This window comes from Alcaligenes sp. 1735tsa3, from assembly GCF_024134565.1.
Lineage (GTDB): Bacteria > Pseudomonadota > Gammaproteobacteria > Burkholderiales > Burkholderiaceae_B > Alcaligenes > Alcaligenes phenolicus.
Genome location: NZ_CP099862.1, coordinates 2,247,257 through 2,265,404 on the forward strand (window position 1 = coordinate 2,247,257; position 18,148 = coordinate 2,265,404).

The 18,148-nt window shown below is 58.0% G+C and carries 13 protein-coding genes; 6 read left to right on the plus strand and 7 right to left on the minus strand.

The genetic code is table 11. The features are described from left to right. Window positions 1-13 precede the first annotated feature (13 nt). The 6 genes from NIZ92_RS10400 to aceE all read right to left on the minus strand — a co-directional run bounded on the left by NIZ92_RS10400 (window position 14) and on the right by aceE (window position 9,075). A complete protein-coding gene (locus NIZ92_RS10400; RefSeq protein ID WP_009457028.1) occupies window positions 14-502 on the minus strand; it encodes a CvpA family protein in 489 nt (162 codons plus the stop codon). Then, window positions 499-1,344, minus strand: a complete 846-nt coding sequence (locus NIZ92_RS10405) for an SPOR domain-containing protein (RefSeq protein WP_035271734.1) — start codon at window positions 1,342-1,344, stop codon at window positions 499-501. Before NIZ92_RS10405 ends, NIZ92_RS10400 begins: the two co-directional genes overlap by 4 nt. A gap of 38 nt (window positions 1,345-1,382) precedes the next feature. Then, a complete protein-coding gene (gene folC, locus NIZ92_RS10410) occupies window positions 1,383-2,774 on the minus strand; it encodes a bifunctional tetrahydrofolate synthase/dihydrofolate synthase (RefSeq protein WP_254001883.1) in 1,392 nt (463 codons plus the stop codon). Window positions 2,775-2,866: 92 nt separating this feature from the next. Continuing rightward, the gene (gene lpdA / locus NIZ92_RS10415) at window positions 2,867-4,645 is read right to left on the minus strand and encodes a dihydrolipoyl dehydrogenase (protein WP_239054288.1); all 1,779 of its coding nucleotides are present in this window, start codon (window positions 4,643-4,645) and stop codon (window positions 2,867-2,869) included. A gap of 9 nt (window positions 4,646-4,654) precedes the next feature. Continuing rightward, on the minus strand, window positions 4,655-6,355 hold the full coding sequence (aceF, locus tag NIZ92_RS10420; RefSeq protein ID WP_254001884.1) for a dihydrolipoyllysine-residue acetyltransferase: 1,701 nt from the start codon (window positions 6,353-6,355) through the stop codon (window positions 4,655-4,657). 11 nt (window positions 6,356-6,366) lie between these two features. Further along, window positions 6,367-9,075 carry a pyruvate dehydrogenase (acetyl-transferring), homodimeric type gene (gene aceE, locus NIZ92_RS10425; RefSeq protein ID WP_035271739.1) on the minus strand — a complete coding sequence of 903 codons (2,709 nt, stop codon included), beginning with the start codon at window positions 9,073-9,075 and terminating at the stop codon, window positions 6,367-6,369. A 267-nt stretch (window positions 9,076-9,342) separates the two neighbouring features. Between aceE and NIZ92_RS10430 the strand changes: the two genes are divergently transcribed. Genes NIZ92_RS10430 through NIZ92_RS10450 form a run of 5 tightly spaced genes read left to right on the plus strand, consistent with a single transcriptional unit; the run spans window position 9,343 to window position 15,299 of the window. Further along, complete coding sequence (locus NIZ92_RS10430; protein WP_035271741.1) at window positions 9,343-11,100, plus strand: PAS domain-containing sensor histidine kinase; 1,758 nt, start codon at window positions 9,343-9,345, stop codon at window positions 11,098-11,100. Further along, window positions 11,097-11,720: a response regulator transcription factor gene (locus NIZ92_RS10435; RefSeq protein ID WP_009457051.1), complete on the plus strand. Its 624-nt coding sequence runs from the start codon at window positions 11,097-11,099 to the stop codon at window positions 11,718-11,720. The genes NIZ92_RS10430 and NIZ92_RS10435 overlap by 4 nt, the downstream gene beginning before the upstream one ends. After that, window positions 11,721-12,584 carry a bifunctional methylenetetrahydrofolate dehydrogenase/methenyltetrahydrofolate cyclohydrolase FolD gene (folD, locus tag NIZ92_RS10440; protein WP_254001885.1) on the plus strand — a complete coding sequence of 288 codons (864 nt, stop codon included), beginning with the start codon at window positions 11,721-11,723 and terminating at the stop codon, window positions 12,582-12,584. Between the two features lie 15 nt (window positions 12,585-12,599). Further along, window positions 12,600-14,672 (plus strand): M3 family metallopeptidase, encoded by a 2,073-nt coding sequence (locus tag NIZ92_RS10445; RefSeq protein WP_254001886.1) that lies wholly within the window; start codon window positions 12,600-12,602, stop codon window positions 14,670-14,672. A 15-nt stretch (window positions 14,673-14,687) separates the two neighbouring features. Further along, window positions 14,688-15,299 (plus strand): SCO family protein, encoded by a 612-nt coding sequence (locus NIZ92_RS10450; RefSeq protein WP_083053476.1) that lies wholly within the window; start codon window positions 14,688-14,690, stop codon window positions 15,297-15,299. A gap of 129 nt (window positions 15,300-15,428) precedes the next feature. Here NIZ92_RS10450 and fusA read toward each other — a convergent pair whose 3' ends face one another. Then, window positions 15,429-17,546 carry an elongation factor G gene (gene fusA / locus NIZ92_RS10455; protein ID WP_254001887.1) on the minus strand — a complete coding sequence of 706 codons (2,118 nt, stop codon included), beginning with the start codon at window positions 17,544-17,546 and terminating at the stop codon, window positions 15,429-15,431. A 204-nt stretch (window positions 17,547-17,750) separates the two neighbouring features. Here fusA and NIZ92_RS10460 point away from each other — a divergent pair, with 204 nt between their 5' ends. Next, entirely contained in the window at window positions 17,751-18,104 is a 354-nt protein-coding gene (locus NIZ92_RS10460) for a helix-turn-helix transcriptional regulator (RefSeq protein ID WP_035271750.1), read from the plus strand. Window positions 18,105-18,148: the final 44 nt, after the last annotated feature.

The window sequence follows — 18,148 nt, forward strand, 5'->3', positions numbered from 1 at the left end:
CGTTAGTGTGTTCTCAATAAGGCAGCCATTCTGCCAGAGACGGCGGCAGCATGGCCTTAATCGACTGCACCGCGCGGATCGCAGGCTCGGCCAGCTTGGCCTGCTCCCACCACGGTTCCTTAGGTAAATCGGTATGCCCGGCCAGGATGACCAGAATCAGCACCAGCAGCACCCCGCGAGCCAGCCCGAACAGGCCGCCCAAGCCATGATCGGCGGGCGTCAAACCCGTTTGCTCGATCAAGCTGGCCAACAGCATGTTCAACAGGCCCACCAGTAGCAAGACCATAAAAAAAACGGCTCCGTAGGCCAAAGCCGTACGTAATAAGCCGTTTTCTACCCAGACTTGTATCCAGCCTGATGTGCGTGGCCCCCACCAGATTGCGGCCATGAAGGCCAGCAAATAGGCGCTGAGCGAAAGAACTTCCTTGATCAATCCGCGTATCAGGCCCAGAAGGCCTGACACACCCACAATTCCAAGGACGATATAGTCGAAGCTGCTCACTTAGCCGAGATAAAACTGTTCTCGTAACCGAGCGAGCGCAAGCGGGCCTGGGCTGCCTGAGCCGCCTCACGGGTGGGGAATGGCCCCACGCGCAAACGATAGGTTGGCTTGCCACCACTTTGTGCCGTCTCTACATAGGCATTGGTCACACCGGCCGATACCAGCTGATCACGACGCGACTGGGCATCGTTCTGGTTGGAATAGGCGACAATCTGCAAAATGAAGTTGCCTTGTTGCGTAGCCGGTTTAGCGGCAGCAGCAGGGGCTGGTTTACTCGGGACACGGCCTTCCAGCAGGGCCAGCGCGTAGGAGCCGTCATCGGTACGGCCATTTTGTGCAGGCGCTGGGCTTGGCTTGGGTTTTTCGACTGGCTTGGGCTTCTCAACCGGCTTGGGCGTCTCTGGACGTGTGGTCACAGGCGGCGGCGCAGCGGGAGTGCTAGGTGTCGTGACAGGAGCAGGATCGGTTTCCAGACCGGGATTGACCACGGCCAGACCACCGTCGGTACTGGTGGAAGGATCAGTGACCAGCGGCTCGTCAGGTTGTTCGATGACAGGAGCAGGCGTGCCTTCTTGCACCACCAGCTCGCCGGGACGAGTCTGCACTGTGCCCTGCCCCGTTGTCTGACCGATGGGACCCAGGGCCAAAGACTGCTCGGGCTCAGGTGGGGTCTTGTCGGCGGTCAGCATGGGCACCAGCACGACGACGGCCAGAACCAGAGCCAGCGCACCGATCAGACGGCGGCGAGCCCGTCCACGCAGTTCCGATAATTGTGAATCGCTGGAAGCACTGCCGCGGCGACCCGACGATGAGGAAGTATCGTTACGTGAAAATAAACCCATGAGCCCTAGACCTATGAAATAAGCAGTCTTACTGATATTCAGGAAGATGAACGGTCGTTTGCGGCTTCAAGTATTGGTCCTACTGTCGCAAACGAGCCAAACACGACAATTCTATCATTGTCACTGGCCTCTTTTAACGCCGCCTCGTAAGCGAGCTGAGGACTGTTGTAACTGGATACGACCGCTGACGCTTTACTGACCGAAGCGCGGGCAACCGGCCGAACACCTGGGCGATGCGAGCCGGATTCAGCCTCGGGTGCCAACACATCATCAGGCGTCTGACCACTGGCCAGAACCGCGCGTACATGATTGGCCAATTCTTCACCCGACATGCTGCGTGGACCTTCCAGACTGGCACACATCCAGTGGTCGATACGGGTAGCCATGCGGGCGATCACGCCGTCCACATCCTTGTCCTTGTACATACCCACGACGGCAATCGTCTTGGGGTAAGGCGGCATATTGTTCAGGTTCTGCGCCAGGGCAGCCGCCGCATGGGGGTTGTGGGCCACGTCAAAAATCACACAAGGCTGGCCAGGTTGAATCTGGAAGCGGCCCGGCATGTGAGCGCGCAATAAACCGGCACGTACAGCTTGCGCAGGCACAGCCAAACGTGGGTGCAGCGACTCCAGCGCAGCTAATGCCGCAGAAGCATTCAGCAGCTGATTCGCTCCACGCAAGGCCGGGTAAGCCAGGGCAGCGCGGCGCTGATTGCGGCCACCGTAAGCCCATTGCTGACGGTCGCCGGAATAGTTGAAATCTTTGCCAAACAGCCACAATTGGGCACCAATTTCCTGGGCGTAATCCAGCATGGTCTGTGGCGGCACGGGATCGGCACAGATCGCAGGACGATCGGCACGGAAAATATGGGCTTTCTCCCAGGCCACCTGTTCACGGGTATTGCCCAGGTACTCAGCATGGTCGATATCAATGCTGGTAATGATGGAACAGTCCGCATCAATGATGTTGACGGCATCGAGGCGACCACCCAGGCCCACTTCCAGCACCGCGACATCAACACGCTGCTCCTGGAACAGCAACAAGGCAGCCAGCGTGGAAAACTCAAAATAAGTCAGCGTCAGATCGCCACGAGCTTCGTTGATACGGGCAAATTGCGCCGTGATCTGCGCATCTTCGGCCATCTCGCCATTCAAGCGAATGCGTTCGTTATAGCGCACCAGATGCGGAGAGGCGTACACGCCTACCTTGTACGCGGCGGCCAGCAAAATCGCTTCCAGCATGGCGCAGGTCGAGCCTTTGCCGTTGGTGCCCCCCACCGTAATGACGACAGAATCCAGTTTGATGTTCAGACGTTGGGCAACCTCGCGAATCCGGCCCAGGCCCAGATCAATGGCCGAAGGATGCAAAGTTTCCAGATAGGACAGCCAGTCACTCAGCGAGGAGTCGGCTTTCAGAACAGGATGAGTCATGGACAACACCAATTACAAAATAAAAACGGCAGGCGCTGATGATAGCACCTGCCGTGATCCAATACGCCTTAACTATCAGGCGAATACTGGTATTACTTGCGACGCGTTGGAGGCAAGTCCGTGCACGTCCCTTCTGCGACGGCAGCAGCCTTGCTGACCGACTCGCACAAGGTGGGGTGCGGGTGGATGGATTTAGCCAGATCGACCGGGTCCACACCCATTTCGATAGCCAGAACCAGCTCACCAATCAGCTCGCCCGCATTGGTACCGACGATACCGCCACCCACGATACGGTGGGTTTCAGCATCGAACAGAACCTTGGTAAAGCCTTCATCACGGTTGTTCGCAATCGCGCGACCAGATGCAGCCCAGGGGAACACGCCCTTCTCGACCTTGATACCGTCTTTCTTGGCCTGATCTTCTGTCAGACCCACCCAGGCGATTTCCGGATCGGTGTAAGCCACCGAAGGAATCACGCGAGCGTCAAAGAAGGATTTTTCACCGGCGATGACTTCAGCAGCCACGTGCGCTTCGTGCTCGGCCTTATGTGCCAGCATGGGCTGACCCACGATGTCGCCAATCGCATAGATGTGCGGCACGTTGGTACGCTGCTGCTTGTCAACCGCAATGAAACCACGGTCGCTGACTTGCACACCGGCTTTCTCGGCACCGATCTTCTTGCCATTGGGCGAACGGCCCACGGCTTGCAGAACCAGGTCGTAACGCTGCGGCTCGGCCGGAGCATTCTTGCCTTCGAAAGTCACCCAGATGCCATCTTCGCGCGCTTCGGCGGCCACAGTGCTGGTTTCCAGCATCATGTGATCAAAGCGGTGCTTGTTCATCTTCTCCCACACCTTGACCACGTCGCGATCTGCGCCCGGCATCAGGCCGGTCTGCATTTCCACCACGTCCAGGCGGGCACCCAGAGCCGAGTACACCGTACCCATTTCCAGACCGATGATGCCACCACCCACGATCAGCATGCGCTTGGGCACAGACTTCAGTTCCAGCGCGCCGGTGGAGTCCACCACGCGTGGATCGTCAGGCAGGAACGGCAGTTTTACCGACTGGCTACCGGCCGCAATAATGGCCGAGCCGAACTTGATCACTTTCTTGGTGCCGTCGTTGGCGGTCACTTCGATGTGGTTGGGGTCCAGGAACTGGCCGTTACCGACCACAACCTGCACCTTGCGGCCCTTGGCCATACCGGCCAGGCCACCGGTCAGCTTGCCGATCACCTTGTTCTTGTAATCGCGCAGCGCGTCGATATCGATTTGCGCTTCACCGAACTTGATGCCGTGTGTTGCCAGGGACTTGGCTTCCTCGTAGACCGCTACGGTGTGCAGCAAGGCCTTGGAAGGAATACAACCCACGTTCAAACACACGCCACCCAAGGTGCTGTAGCGCTCGACCAGAGCCACTTTCAGGCCCAGGTCAGCCGCACGGAAGGCCGCGTTGTAACCGCCTGGGCCCGCGCCCAGAACGACCACATCCACGGAATCATCCGCGCCGCCCTGATGGCTGGCCGCCTGCGGAGCAGGTGCCGCAGCCGGAGCGGCAGCGGCCGGAGCCGCCGCTGCTTTAGGCGCTTCTTCTTGTTTAGCGGGTGCTGCAGCGGGAGCGGCTTGGCTCTCCGACGCTTCAATCTTGGCAATGGCCGAACCCTGGGAGACTTTGTCACCCACTTTGACCAGCAACTCCTTGATCACCCCTGCCTGAGCGGCCGGGATTTCCATGGAGGCCTTGTCGGACTCCACGGTGATCAGGCTTTGCTCGACCTCGACCGTATCGCCAACTTGCACCAGCACTTCGATGACATCTACTTCACCGGAGTCGCCGATATCCGGGACCGTCAGATCAATCAGACTCATGACAACTCCTTACAGTGCGATGCGACGGAAGTCGGCCAGCATCGTTGCCAGGAAGGCATTGAAACGGGCGGCGGCGGCACCATCGATAACGCGGTGGTCGTAGGACAGGGACAGAGGCAGCATCAGGCGTGGCTCGAATTCCTTGCCATTCCAGACTGGCTGCATGGAGGAACGCGACAGACCCAGAATGGCCACTTCTGGCGCATTGATAATGGGTGTGAAGTCCGTACCGCCAATACCGCCCAGCGAGGAAATGGTGAAGCAACCGCCTTGCATCTGAGCGGCACTCAGCTTGCCATCACGGGCAGCGGCAGCCAGTTCGCCCGTTTCGCGAGCGATGTCCAGAATGCCTTTCTTGTCGGCATCACGGATAACCGGCACAACCAGACCGTTAGGCGTGTCAGCTGCAAAACCAATGTGGTAGTACTGCTTGAGCACCAGATTGTCGCCGTCCAGCGAAGCGTTGAACTCGGGGAATTTCTTCAGGGCAGCCACGGCAGCCTTGATGACGAAAGCCAGCATGGTGACGCGAGCGCCGGACTTCTTGTATTCCTCGTTCAGCTCTTTACGCAGGGCTTCCAGAGAGGTGATGTCAGCCACATCGTTATTGGTGACATGAGGAATCATGACCCAGTTGCGATGCAGGTTGGCACCCGAAATCTTCTTGATGCGCGACAGAGCCTGAGTTTCGACTGGGCCAAACTTGGCAAAATCGACCTTGGGCCAGGCCAACACATCCAGACCACCCACTTGGGCAGCGGTACCGGCAGCAATAACCGGAGCAGCGCCGCCCGCCATGACCTGCTTCACAAAGCCACGCACGTCGTCAGCCGTAATACGGCCTTTATCGCCCGAGCCATGAACCTTGGTCAGATCCACACCCAGCTCGCGAGCGAACTTGCGTACGCTAGGCGAGGCATGCGGCAGATTGCGCAAGGAGCCTTCGGTTTCCGCAAAAGCGGCAGTGGGCGAAACACGCTCTGGAGCCGGCGCACCAGCACCGACCACCACCGAGGAGCTGGCAGCAGGAGCGGCCGCTGCTGCGGGAGCAGGTTCGGCTTTAGGGGCGGGAGCGGTCTCGGCCTTGGCGGGTGCAGGGGCTGCAGCAGCTCCTTGCACTGTCAGTTCCAGAATGTCGCTACCCTGGCTGACCTTGTCACCCAGTTTCACTTTGATGGCCGTCACCACACCGGCGTGGGAGGACGGCACTTCCATGGAAGCCTTGTCCGACTCCACGGTGATCAGGCTTTGATCCACTTCAATGGTGTCACCCACTTGCACCATGATTTCGATAACGTCCACATCGCGGGCGTCGCCAATGTCAGGCACTTGAACGGTAACTTGCTGTTCACCACCGGCCGGGGCTGCCGCGGCAGCGACAGGAGCCGCTGCGGGCGCAGCTTCAGCTTTAGGAGCGGGAGCTGCTTCGGCCTTGGCAGGCTCAGCGGCAGGCGCGGCCTGCGCGCCTTCGGCGGCTTCCAGCTCCAGAACCAGACTGCCTTCCTTAACCTTGTCGCCCAGCTTGACCTTGATCGACTTGACCACGCCAGCATCGGACGAGGGGATTTCCATGGAGGCCTTATCGGACTCCACAGTAATCAGACTTTGCTCGACCTCAATGGTCTCGCCTTCCTTGACCAGGATTTCGATCACTTCGACAGCGTCGTCAGCACCGATATCCGGGATTTTGACTTGAATGATATTGCTCATGGTTCAGTCCCTTATGCGTGCTGCGGGTTGGCCTTGGAAGGATTGATGCCGTATTTGGCAATCGCCTCGGACGCTTTGCTGAACGGAATCTTGCCGTCTTCAGCCAGCGCGCGCAGAGCAGCCAGCACCACGAAGTGACGATCAACCTCAAAGTGCTCGCGCAGCTTGAAGCGGTAGTCGGAGCGGCCAAAACCATCGGTGCCCAGCACTTTGAAGGTGCGATCCTTAGGAACGAACGGACGAATCTGGTCGCCAAAGGCCTTGACGTAGTCGGTGGAGACCACGATAGGACCGTCCGTTTTAGCCAGTTGAGTCGTCACGTAAGGCACGGGCAGATCCTTGCCTTCAGGATTCAACAGCGCAGCGCGTTCGCAATCCAGACCATCACGACGCAGTTCGGTAAAGCTGGTCACGCTCCAAACGTCGGAGCCAATGCCCCAGTCTTTTTCCAGCAATTCTTGTGCTGCGATCACTTCGCGCAAAATCGTGCCCGAACCCATCAACTGAACGCGCAGCTTGCTGTCCTTGGCCACGGATTTGAACTTGTACATACCGCGCAGGATGCCGTCTTCGTCGCCTTCGACCAGACCGGGCTGAGCGTAGTTCTCGTTCATCAGGGTGACGTAGTAGTACACGTCTTCCTGGTCCTGAACCATGCGCTTCAAACCATGCTGCATGATGACAGCCACTTCATGAGCGAAGGTGGGGTCGTAGGATACGCAGTTAGGAATCAGCGAGGACTGAATATGGCTGTGGCCATCTTCGTGCTGCAAACCTTCACCGTTCAAGGTGGTGCGACCGGCAGTGCCGCCCAGCACGAAACCGCGTGCCTTCATGTCACCCGCTGCCCAGGCCAGATCGCCAAAGCGCTGGAAGCCGAACATGGAGTAGTAAATGAAGAACGGAATCATGATGCGGTTGCTGTTGGAGTACGACGTGGCCGCCGCAATCCAGGAGCTGAAAGCACCCTGTTCGTTAATACCTTCCTGCAACAACTGACCATTGGCCGTTTCGCGGTAGTACATGACCTGGTCTTTATCGACCGGGGTGTACTTCTGGCCTTCCGGTGCGTAAATACCGATCTGACGGAACAGACCTTCCATACCAAAGGTACGGGATTCGTCAGCCAGGATAGGTACGGCACGAGGACCGACTTGTTTGTCACGCAGCAAGGTGTTGAAAAAGCGCACAAACGCTTGCGTCGTGGAAATCTCACGGCCTTCGGCAGTGGCTTCCAGCATGGGCTTGAATGCGTCCAGAGTCGGCACGGTCAGCTGTTCATCGGCCTTGGTGCGACGCTTGGGCAAGTAGCCGCCCAATGCCTGACGGCGGGCGTGCAGGTATTGCATTTCCGGAGAGTCATCAGCTGGCTTGAAGTAAGGCAGCTCTTCCAGTTTGTCATCAGGAACCGGGATGTTGAAACGGTCGCGGAATTCGCGCACGGCGTCCAGATCCAGGCTCTTTTGTTGGTGCGATGGGTTCTTGGCCTGGCCCACGTGGCCCATGCCGTAGCCCTTGATGGTCTTGGCCAGAATAACGGTAGGCTGACCTTCGTGCTTGGTGGCAGCGTCAAACGCAGCGTACACCTTGTGAGGATCGTGACCGCCACGGTTCAGACGCCAGATGTCCTCGTCGCTCATGCGGCTGACCATTTCCAGCAGCTTGGGGTGCTTGCCAAAGAAGTGCTCGCGAACGTAGGCACCGTCGTTGGCCTTGTAGGCCTGGTATTCGCCGTCCACGGTTTCTTCCATGACCTTACGCAGGATGCCTTCCTTGTCACGGGCCAGCAATGGATCCCAGTAACCGCCCCAGATCAGTTTCAGCACGTTCCAGCCTGCACCACGGAAGGTACCTTCCAGTTCCTGGATGATTTTGCCGTTACCGCGCACAGGACCGTCCAGACGCTGCAAGTTACAGTTCACGATGAAAATCAGGTTGTCCAGTTTTTCACGTGCAGCCAGACCGATGGCGCCCAGGGATTCGGGTTCGTCCATCTCGCCGTCGCCCAGGAACACCCAGACTTTACGACCGCTGGTATCCGCAATGCCACGGGCATGCAGGTACTTCAGGAAACGGGCCTGGTAGATCGCCATCAATGGGCCCAGGCCCATGGACACGGTGGGGAACTGCCAGAATTCGGGCATCAACTTGGGATGCGGGTAGGATGGCAAGCCTTTGCCATCGACTTCCTGACGGAAGTTGTTCAGCTGATCTTCGGAAATACGGCCTTCCATAAAGGCGCGGGCGTAAATACCAGGCGAGGAGTGACCTTGGAAAAACACCATGTCGCCGCCGCGATCTTCCGTCTCGGCGTGCCAGAAATGGTTTTGACCACAACCGATCATGGTGGCCAGCGAAGCAAACGAGGCAATGTGACCGCCCAGACCACCACCATCAGGAGGGGTTTCGCGGTTGGCGCGCACCACCATGGCCATGGCGTTCCAGCGAATGTAGGAACGGATGCGCTCTTCGAGCACCAGGTTGCCAGGGTGGGCAGGTTCCAGACCCGGAGGAATCGTGTTCTCGTAAGCCGTGTTGGGCGAGAACGGGATGTGAGCACCGGAGCGACGGGCCAGATCGATCAGCTTTTCGATCAGATCATGAGCACGGGCCGGGCCTTCACGGTCCACCACCGCTTCCAGGGCGTCAAGCCACTCTTTTGTTTCTAGGGCTTGGTCTTGACTGACCTGAGCCGAACTATTGTCTTGGGTTGAGGACATATAGTGTCTCCATATATGTGGTAGTAGTCCGGTCTTGCTCGACGCTGAGCCGCCCATCTAATAAGAAGTAAAGCGATCCTGACCGAAGCGGGTTTTGCGGACTGTGAGCGTTCAAGGCGGGGTACGCCTGCACCAAACCATTCTAGGAAAGAACACAGAAACGCTCAAGCAAAATTTCATTTTATGGTATGTGTTTTCATAATACGAAATATCACTAAAAAAAATAGCCCTACATTACAATCCAGCCATACTTCTTTTCTTGCTGTTATGGCTACTCATCCCAAAAAGTCTCTGATCCCTTCAACCTTCTATGATCAGGCCAAGCAGAATCGGCGTGGATTCTATTGGCTGACACCGGTTGTCGTGCTGTTTCTCTACCTCTGTGTCATGGGGGTATTCCTGTGGCTGCAGCGTTTGCAAAACGATAGCGTCATGTTTGTGACCATCGATCAGGAAACGCGCCAGCAACGCCTGATGATGGTGATTTTGGCCCTGTCCCTGGTGATTGTGGTCAGCTTGCTGGCCCTGTGGCGCTATACCCGCTTCCGCACCCATGCCGAGGCAGCACAAACCGCCGAGACGGGTTTCCGGCGTGCCATGGAAAACTCCATGTCCACGGGGATGCGCGTTTTTGACATGCAGGGCCGCATCGCTTATGTGAATCCGGCTTTTTGCAGAATGATTGGCTGGAACGAGGCCGATCTGGTCGGTCGCACCGCCCCTTTCCCTTACTGGTTACCCGGTCGTCATCAACAGCACCAGGAAACCCTGGATCTTTTGCTGTCCGGCCGCACGCCCAGCAGTGGTCTGGAAGTGGAGGCTCAGCGCCGCGATGGCTCGCGCTTTACGGCCCGTATGTATGTCTCGCCCTTGCGTGCCCCCAATGGAGAGCAGATCGGCTGGATGACTTCCATGACGGACATTACCGAACCCAAGCGTATTCGCGAAGCCCTGACCGCCGCGCATGAACGCTTCATGACGGTGCTGGAAGGTCTGGATGATGCCATTTCCGTGGTGGCCGATACATCGGACGGTCTGGAACTGCTGTTTGCCAACCGCACCTATCGTCGCTTCTTTGGCGCCCAATCCAATGGTCACGCTGAATTGCTGGGTGGCCGCCTGGGTCGCTTTACGGATGAAACCGTAGAGATCTACTCCGAATCGGCGGCTCGCTGGTTCGAAGTTCATCACCGTATGCTGGCCTGGACAGACGGCCGCCGTGTCCGTCTGCAAGTGGCGCGCGATATTACCGACCGCCGCAAGCACGAAGAAGCCTCGCGCATTCAGCAGGAAAAGGTGCAGTTGACCAGCCGCCTGACCACCATGGGCGAAATGGCTTCCTCGCTAGCGCACGAATTGAACCAGCCGCTGACGGCCATCAATAACTACAGCATGGGCGCAGTTGCCATGCTGAAATCTGGTCGCTACCAGCCTGAAACCCTGCTGGCTGCGCTGGAAAAAGCGGCCCAGCAAGCCGAGCGCGCGGGCAAGATCATCAGCCGTATTCGTGAATTCGTGAAACGTAGCGAACCGCGCCGCGTCCGCGTCAAGGTCATGCGTATTGTGGAAAATGCCGTCGGCTTTGCCGAAATCGACGCCCGCAAGCGCCAGATCGAGATTGAATTGAGCATTCCGGACCCCGTTCCTGACGTCATTGCCGACCCCATTCTCATAGAACAGGTATTATTGAATCTGCTCAAAAATGGGATCGAAGCCATGGAACACAGCGAGCATCATGTGCTTCAATTGGTGATTACCCAACAAGAATCGCTTTTGGAGATGGCCGTCATCGATCGCGGTCATGGCTTGAAAGACCCCGAGCGCCTCTTTGAACCGTTTTACAGTACCAAGTCCGAAGGCCTTGGGATGGGCCTGAATATCTGCCGCACAATTATTGAATCGCATCACGGCCGCCTGTGGGCTGTCGGCAATCCAGAGGGTGGAACGATTTTCCGTTTCAGTCTACCTTGTGCGGCACCGGATGTAACGGACACCCTTGATAACAAACTGGAGATACCCGAATGACCAGCCCGCAAATGCCATGCACCATTTACGTAGTCGATGACGACGAAGCCGTACGGGACTCCTTGCGCTGGCTCCTGGAAGCCAACGGCTATCGGGTCCGCTGCTTTGCATCGGGCGAAGAGTTTCTGGGCGCCTACGACCCGGCCCAGGTGGCCGTCCTGATTGTGGACGTGCGCATGCCCGGCATGAGCGGCCTGGAGCTGCAAGAAGCCCTGATCGCTCGCAAATCGACTATCCCGATTGTGTTCATTACCGGCCACGGTGACGTGCCCATGGCCGTGAGCACCATGAAGAAAGGCGCTATCGACTTTCTGGAAAAACCCTTTAACGAAGCCGATCTGCGCACTATTGTCAGCCGCATGATCGAACAGGCTACGGCTCGTGCCTCGCAAGCGCAGGCGCAAAAAGATCAACAAGAAGTCCTGGGCCGCCTGACAGCGCGCGAACAGCAAGTGCTGGAACGCATTGTTGCCGGTCGCCTGAACAAGCAGATTGCCGGGGACTTGAACATCAGCATTAAAACTGTCGAAGCGCATCGCGCCAATATCATGGAAAAACTGGAAGTCACTACGGTTGCCGACCTCATGAAAATCGCCCTCACCAAGTCCGAGGATGCGTAAATGAGTGCTCGCATTATTGATGGAAAAAAGCTGTCCACCACCATCAAGGCGGACGTTGCAGAACGCGTTGCCAAGCTGAAACAAACCCACGGCATTCAAGCCGGTTTGACCGTGGTGCTGGTCGGTGAAGATCCGGCCTCCCAGGTTTATGTACGCAACAAGGGCCTGGCATGCGAAGCCGCCGGCCTGAAGTCCGAAATCATCCGCCTGCCGGCTGACACCACCGAAACCAAGCTGCTGGCCCTGATCACCCGCTTGAATCAGGACAACTCGGTGCACGGCATTCTGGTTCAGTTGCCCCTGCCCGCCCATCTGGACGAGCACAAGGTGATTGAAACCATTGCACCGCACAAGGACGTGGATGGTTTCCACGTCAGCAATGCCGGCATGCTCATGACGGGCAAGCCGCTATTTGCACCTTGCACGCCCTACGGCGTCATGAAAATGCTGGAATCCGAAAGCGTGGCACTGCGCGGTGCAGAAGCCGTAGTCGTGGGCGCCAGCAATATCGTGGGCAAACCCATGGCCATGCTCTTGCTGGCTGCGGGCGCTACCGTCACCCTCTGTAACTCCAAAACGCGCGATCTGGCCGCCCAGACACGCCGTGCCGATGTGCTGGTCGCTGCCGTAGGCCGCCCTGGCATCATTACCGGCGATATGGTCAAGCCCGGTGCCGTCGTGATCGACGTGGGTATCAACCGCGGTGCAGACGGCAAGCTGTGCGGCGACGTGGACTTTGCCAGTGCCAGCGAAGTGGCCTCGGCCATTACGCCCGTACCCGGCGGTGTCGGCCCCATGACCATTGCCATGCTGCTGGTCAACACCTTGGAAGCGGCCGAACGTTCGGCCAACATCAGTCTTTAATTTAATCAACGGTTTATGACGACAAATCCCTTACTGGTTCCTATCGACAGCCTTATTGACTATCCCGCCATCCAGCCCGAGCACATCGAGCAGGCGGTGGACCAACTGCTGGCCTTGGCCCGCCAAGCCGTAGACACAGTCTCCAACGACGATAGCGAACCCAGTTGGGACAACATCGTCGAGCCCATCACCGACGCCACCGAAACCTTGTATCGCGCCTGGTCGGTGGCCGGTCACCTGAACTCGGTCATCAATACGCCCGAACTGCGCACGGTGTACAACCAATGCCTGCCGCGCATGAGCGAGTTCTCGACCTGGGTGGGCTTGAACCGTCCTTTGTTCCTGCGTTATCAGGCGCTGGCCGACAGCCCGGCCTTTGCCACCCTGACGCCCCAGCGCCAACGCATCATTACCCTGGCCCTGCGCGATTTCCGCCTGAGCGGCGTGCAACTGGAAGGTCAGGCGCGTGAAGACTACGCCCGTATTTCCGAAGAGTTGGCGCAAACCTCGCAGCAGTTCTCCGAGCATGTACTGGATGCGATTGATCAGTGGCATTACCTGGTCACCGACCAGGCCGAACTGGACGGCATCCCGGACGACGTGTTGGCCGCCGCCCAACGCGCTGCTCAGGAAAACGATCAGCAAGGCTGGCGTCTGACATTGAAAATGCCTTGCTACCTGCCTGTCATGCAATACGCACGCAACCAGACCTTGCGTGAGTTGATGTACCGGGCCTACACCACCATTGCCTCCGATCAGGGCGATGCCCAGTTTGATAATTCCCAGGCGATTGAAACGCTGCTGGATCTGCGTGCCCAGGAAGCCAGCCTGCTCGGTTTTGCCAGCTACGCCCATATGCGTCTGGAAACCCGCATGGCCGACACCCCGGAACAGGTGATGAGCTTCTTGCGCGATCTGGCCGCCAAGGCTCGCCCTTACGCCCGCCAGGACCTGGACGAGCTGCAAGCCTTTGCCAAAAAGGAGCTGGGCCTGGAGACCCTGCAAGCCTGGGATGTGCCGTTCAGCGCTGAACGCCTGCGTGAACAGCGCTACGCCTACTCGGAAGACGAGGTCAAACAGTACTTCACGGAACCCGCCGTTCTGAACGGCCTGTTCAAAGTCATCCAGCGCCTGTTTGATGTGACACTGCGTGCTGCCGACGTGCCCGTCTGGCACCCTGCCGTACGCCCCTTTGAAGTCATGGCTTCCGACGGCAAAGTTCTGGGTTATCTGTACATGGACCTGCACGCCCGCCAAGGCAAGCAAGGCGGTGCCTGGGTCGATAGCGAACGCAGCCGTCGCCGCCTGGGTGAACAGCTGTGCCTGCCTATTGCCTACCTGGTATGCAACTTTGCCGAACCCCAGCCCGGTCGCCCCGCCCTGCTCACGCATGACGATGTGATCACCCTGTTCCACGAGTCCGGCCACGCCCTGCACACTCTGCTCTCGCGTGTGGATGATCCAGCCGCCTCGGCCTTCTCCGCCGTGGAATGGGACGCCATCGAATTGCCTTCGCAGTTCATGGAAAATTTCTGCTGGGAATGGCCTGTGGTGCAAATGCTGACGGCCCACGTGGAAACCGGCGAGCACCTGCCCCGTGCGCTCTACAACAAGCTGAACCTGGCCCGCAACTTCCAAAGCGGCATGCAAATGGTGCGCCAGCTGGAGTTTTCCCTGTTTGACATGCTGATCCACTCGCGTGACAGCGGCCTGAGCATTGATGCCGTCATGGAAATTCTGGATCAGGTTCGCCAAGAAGTCGCCGTGCTGTTCCCGCCTGAGTGGCACCGTTTCCCGCATCAGTTCTCGCACTTGTTTGCGGGTGGCTACGGCGCAGGTTACTACAGCTACAAATGGGCTGAAGTCCTGTCCGCCGACGCTTACTCGGCCTTTGAGGAAAAAGCCTATACCCACTCGGATGGGGCACGTGATACCCTCGACAGCAATACGGGTCATCGCTTCTGGCGCGAGATTCTGTCCGTAGGGGGCGAACGCCCGGCTGCCGACTCCTTCCGTGCATTCCGTGGCCGCGATCCTTCCATTACCGCCCTGCTCCGTCACAGCGGGCTCACTCCAGAGCCTGCTTAAACTCAGAGGACGTCCATGACACCCAGCCCAGTAAAGTCCATTCTTGTCTTATTTAAACAGTTTGGCCTGACACTGGCGCTGGGCTTGTTCCTGCTGGGCAACGCTGCCGCTGCCAATCTGCATCCCGTACGTGGCTTCCTGCCCGATCTGCGCTTTTCCCTTCAAGCCGCTGGCCCCAAAACCGTCACCCAGGATGACTTCAAAGATAAAGTCGTCATGATGTTTTTTGGCTATGCCAGTTGTCCGGATATTTGCCCTACCACCTTGGCCCAGCTGGGCCTGGTCATGGAAGAGCTGGGGAACGATGCCGAGCAGGTGCGCATCATCTTTGTCAGTGTGGACCCCCACCGCGATACGCCCGACTCCCTGGCCCGTTATGTGGCCGCTTTTGATGGCAAGCACACCACCGGCCTGACAGGCTCTGAAAAGCAGATTGCCGATCTGGCCCGTCGTTACCGAGTGGCCTTCCAGATTGAAAAACCCGATCCCAAAGCACCCGAAAACTACGAGGTCTCGCACAGCCGTGGCGTGTATATCTTCGATCAGCAAGGCAGAGCGCGATATCTGGCACCGGACACCGAGTCAGTGCAGGTTCTGGCGGATGGGGTACGCAGTCTGCTGAACTAAGCGGGCTTGGACCTGAATCAAACCTCAGATCAGACTGGCCAACAGCGCCCTCAACACAACAACAGGCAAAGCATCGGGGCGGGTGTTCCCGTGCCTGGTTAGACACAGGAACACCCGCCCCCTTTGGTATCAGCCTCCGTGTCGTGTGCTCTGACGTTCAGCCACCAGATCCTGCACCATGGACTTGGGCACTTCCGCGTAGCGTTTGAACTCCATGCTGTACGTTGCACGGCCCTGGGACATGGAACGCAGCGTAGTGGCATAGCCAAACATCTCGGACAAAGGCACTTCCGCCTTGATCAGCTTGCCCGCTCCCACCATGTCATCCATACCCTGCACCATGCCACGACGGCTGGACAGATCCCCCATCACATTGCCAGCATAGTCCTCAGGCGTTTCCACTTCCACCGCCATCATGGGCTCCAGGATCACGGGTGACGCCTGTTTGGCCGCTTCCTTGAAACCAAAGATCGCCGCCATCTTGAAGGCTTGCTCGGACGAGTCCACGTCGTGGTAAGAACCGAAGGTCAGTGTCACTTTCACATCCACCACGGGATAGCCCGCCAGCACACCACTGTTCAGGGCCTCCAGCACGCCTTTTTCCACCGCCGGAATGTATTCACGCGGAACCACCCCGCCCTTGATGGCGTCGACAAACTCAAAGCCCTTGCCCGCCTCTTGCGGCTCCAGAGTGAAGACCACATGGCCGTACTGTCCTTTACCGCCAGATTGACGCACAAACTTGCCTTCGACATCGCGCACGGTCTTGCTGATGGTTTCGCGGTAGGCCACTTGTGGTTTGCCCACATTCGCTTCCACGCCGAACTCGCGCTTCATGCGATCCACAATGATCTCCAGATGCAGCTCGCCCATACCGCCAATAATCGTCTGGCCCGACTCCTCGTCCGTGCTGACACGGAAGGACGGATCTTCAGAAGCCAGGCGCGAGAGCGCAATCCCCATCTTTTCCTGATCGGATTTGGTCTTGGGCTCCACAGCCTGACGAATCACCGGCTCGGGAAACTCCATGCGCTCCAGGGTGATAATGGCCGAAGGATCACACAAGGTTTCCCCTGTGCTGACCTCTTTCAGGCCAACGCAGGCGGCAATATCACCGGCGTGCAGTTCATCGACTTCATGCCTGTCATTGGCATGCATCTGCACAATCCGGCCAATACGCTCTTTCTTGCCACGGCCGGGAATATAGACGCTATCGCCCTTGGCCAGCACACCGGAATACACACGCACAAAGGTTAACTGGCCGACATACGGGTCCGTCATCAGCTTGAAGGCCAATGCCGAGAACTTCTCATTGTCGTCAGATTGGCGAGTGACGATTTCGCCAGCCTCGTCCACGCCTTGCACTGCAGGCACATCTACGGGAGAAGGCAGCAGTTCCACCACCGCATCCAGCATGCGTTGCACACCCTTGTTCTTGAAGGCCGAGCCACACAGCATGGGCTGAATCTCCCCAGCAATAGTGCGCAAGCGCAGGCCCAACGTAATCTGGGCCACGCTCAGATCACCCGTTTCCAGGTACTGATTCATCAGCTCTTCATTGGCTTCGGCCGCCGCTTCCAGCATACGCTCGCGCCATTGCCTGGCCGCAGCGAGCAAATCCGCAGGGATGTCCTCAAAACTGAACTTCATGCCCTGAGAGGCCTCGTCCCACACAATCGCTTTCATCAAACGCAGGTCGATCACGCCCTTGAAGCCATCTTCAGCCCCCATAGGAATCACCACAGGCACGGGATTGGCCTTGAGGCGGTCCATCATCATCTGACGTACGCGAAAGAAATCCGCCCCGACGCGGTCCATCTTGTTGACGAAGGCCAGGCGCGGAACCTTGTACTTGTTGGCCTGACGCCAAACCGTTTCAGATTGCGGCTGTACCCCACCGACCGCGTCATACACCATGACCGCGCCGTCCAGCACGCGCATGGAGCGTTCAACCTCGATGGTGAAATCCACGTGGCCGGGGGTGTCGATGATATTGATGCGGTGCTCGGGCAGCGAGCCATCCATGCCTCGCCAAAAGCAGGTGGTGGCCGCCGAGGTAATGGTGATGCCACGCTCCTGCTCCTGGCTCATCCAGTCCATCGTGGCCGCCCCGTCATGCACTTCCCCCAGCTTGTGACTGACGCCGGTGTAGAAAAGAATGCGCTCGGTCGTGGTGGTTTTGCCAGCGTCAATATGCGCCGAGATACCGATGTTCCGATAGCGAGTGATGGGTGTATGGCGAGCCATGATGATTGTCCTTGGAGTCGTCCTGCCTTGCGGTGCAAGGCACCTGGGCTCCTGTTGTTTCAGTGGTTGATAACAATCAGATAGTACGCCTACAATCGTACTATTAACAAGATTTTTTCCACGCGTCGTGCATCCACACCACAGCGCGAAAACGGTACGTGGACACAGGTACAATCACCGCGACGAATAATGACAGGACTCGATATGCTTCCCAATCATCCCGAGCGCGCACAGATTCGCTTGGAAAATGTACTGACTGCCCTGGGCAATCCCTTGCGTCTGGCCGTTGTGCGTGCTTTGGCCTCCGAAGGCGAACGCGCCTGTGGCTCGCTACTGCAAGGCCAAACCAAATCCACCATGACGCATCACTGGCGCGTCCTGCGTGATAGCGGCGTAATCTGGCAACGACCTTCTGGACGAGAAAACCTGCTGTCGCTGCGCAAGGACGATCTGGAGGACCGCTTTCCCGGCCTGCTGCATTCCTTGCTGGGCGCATTGGAAAATGACCCGGTAACCGAGGCGACCACCGCGCAGCATCTACAAAACGCCGCCAAATAATAAAAGCACCCTGAAAATCAAACTGCCCGCCAAAGGTCGGATCA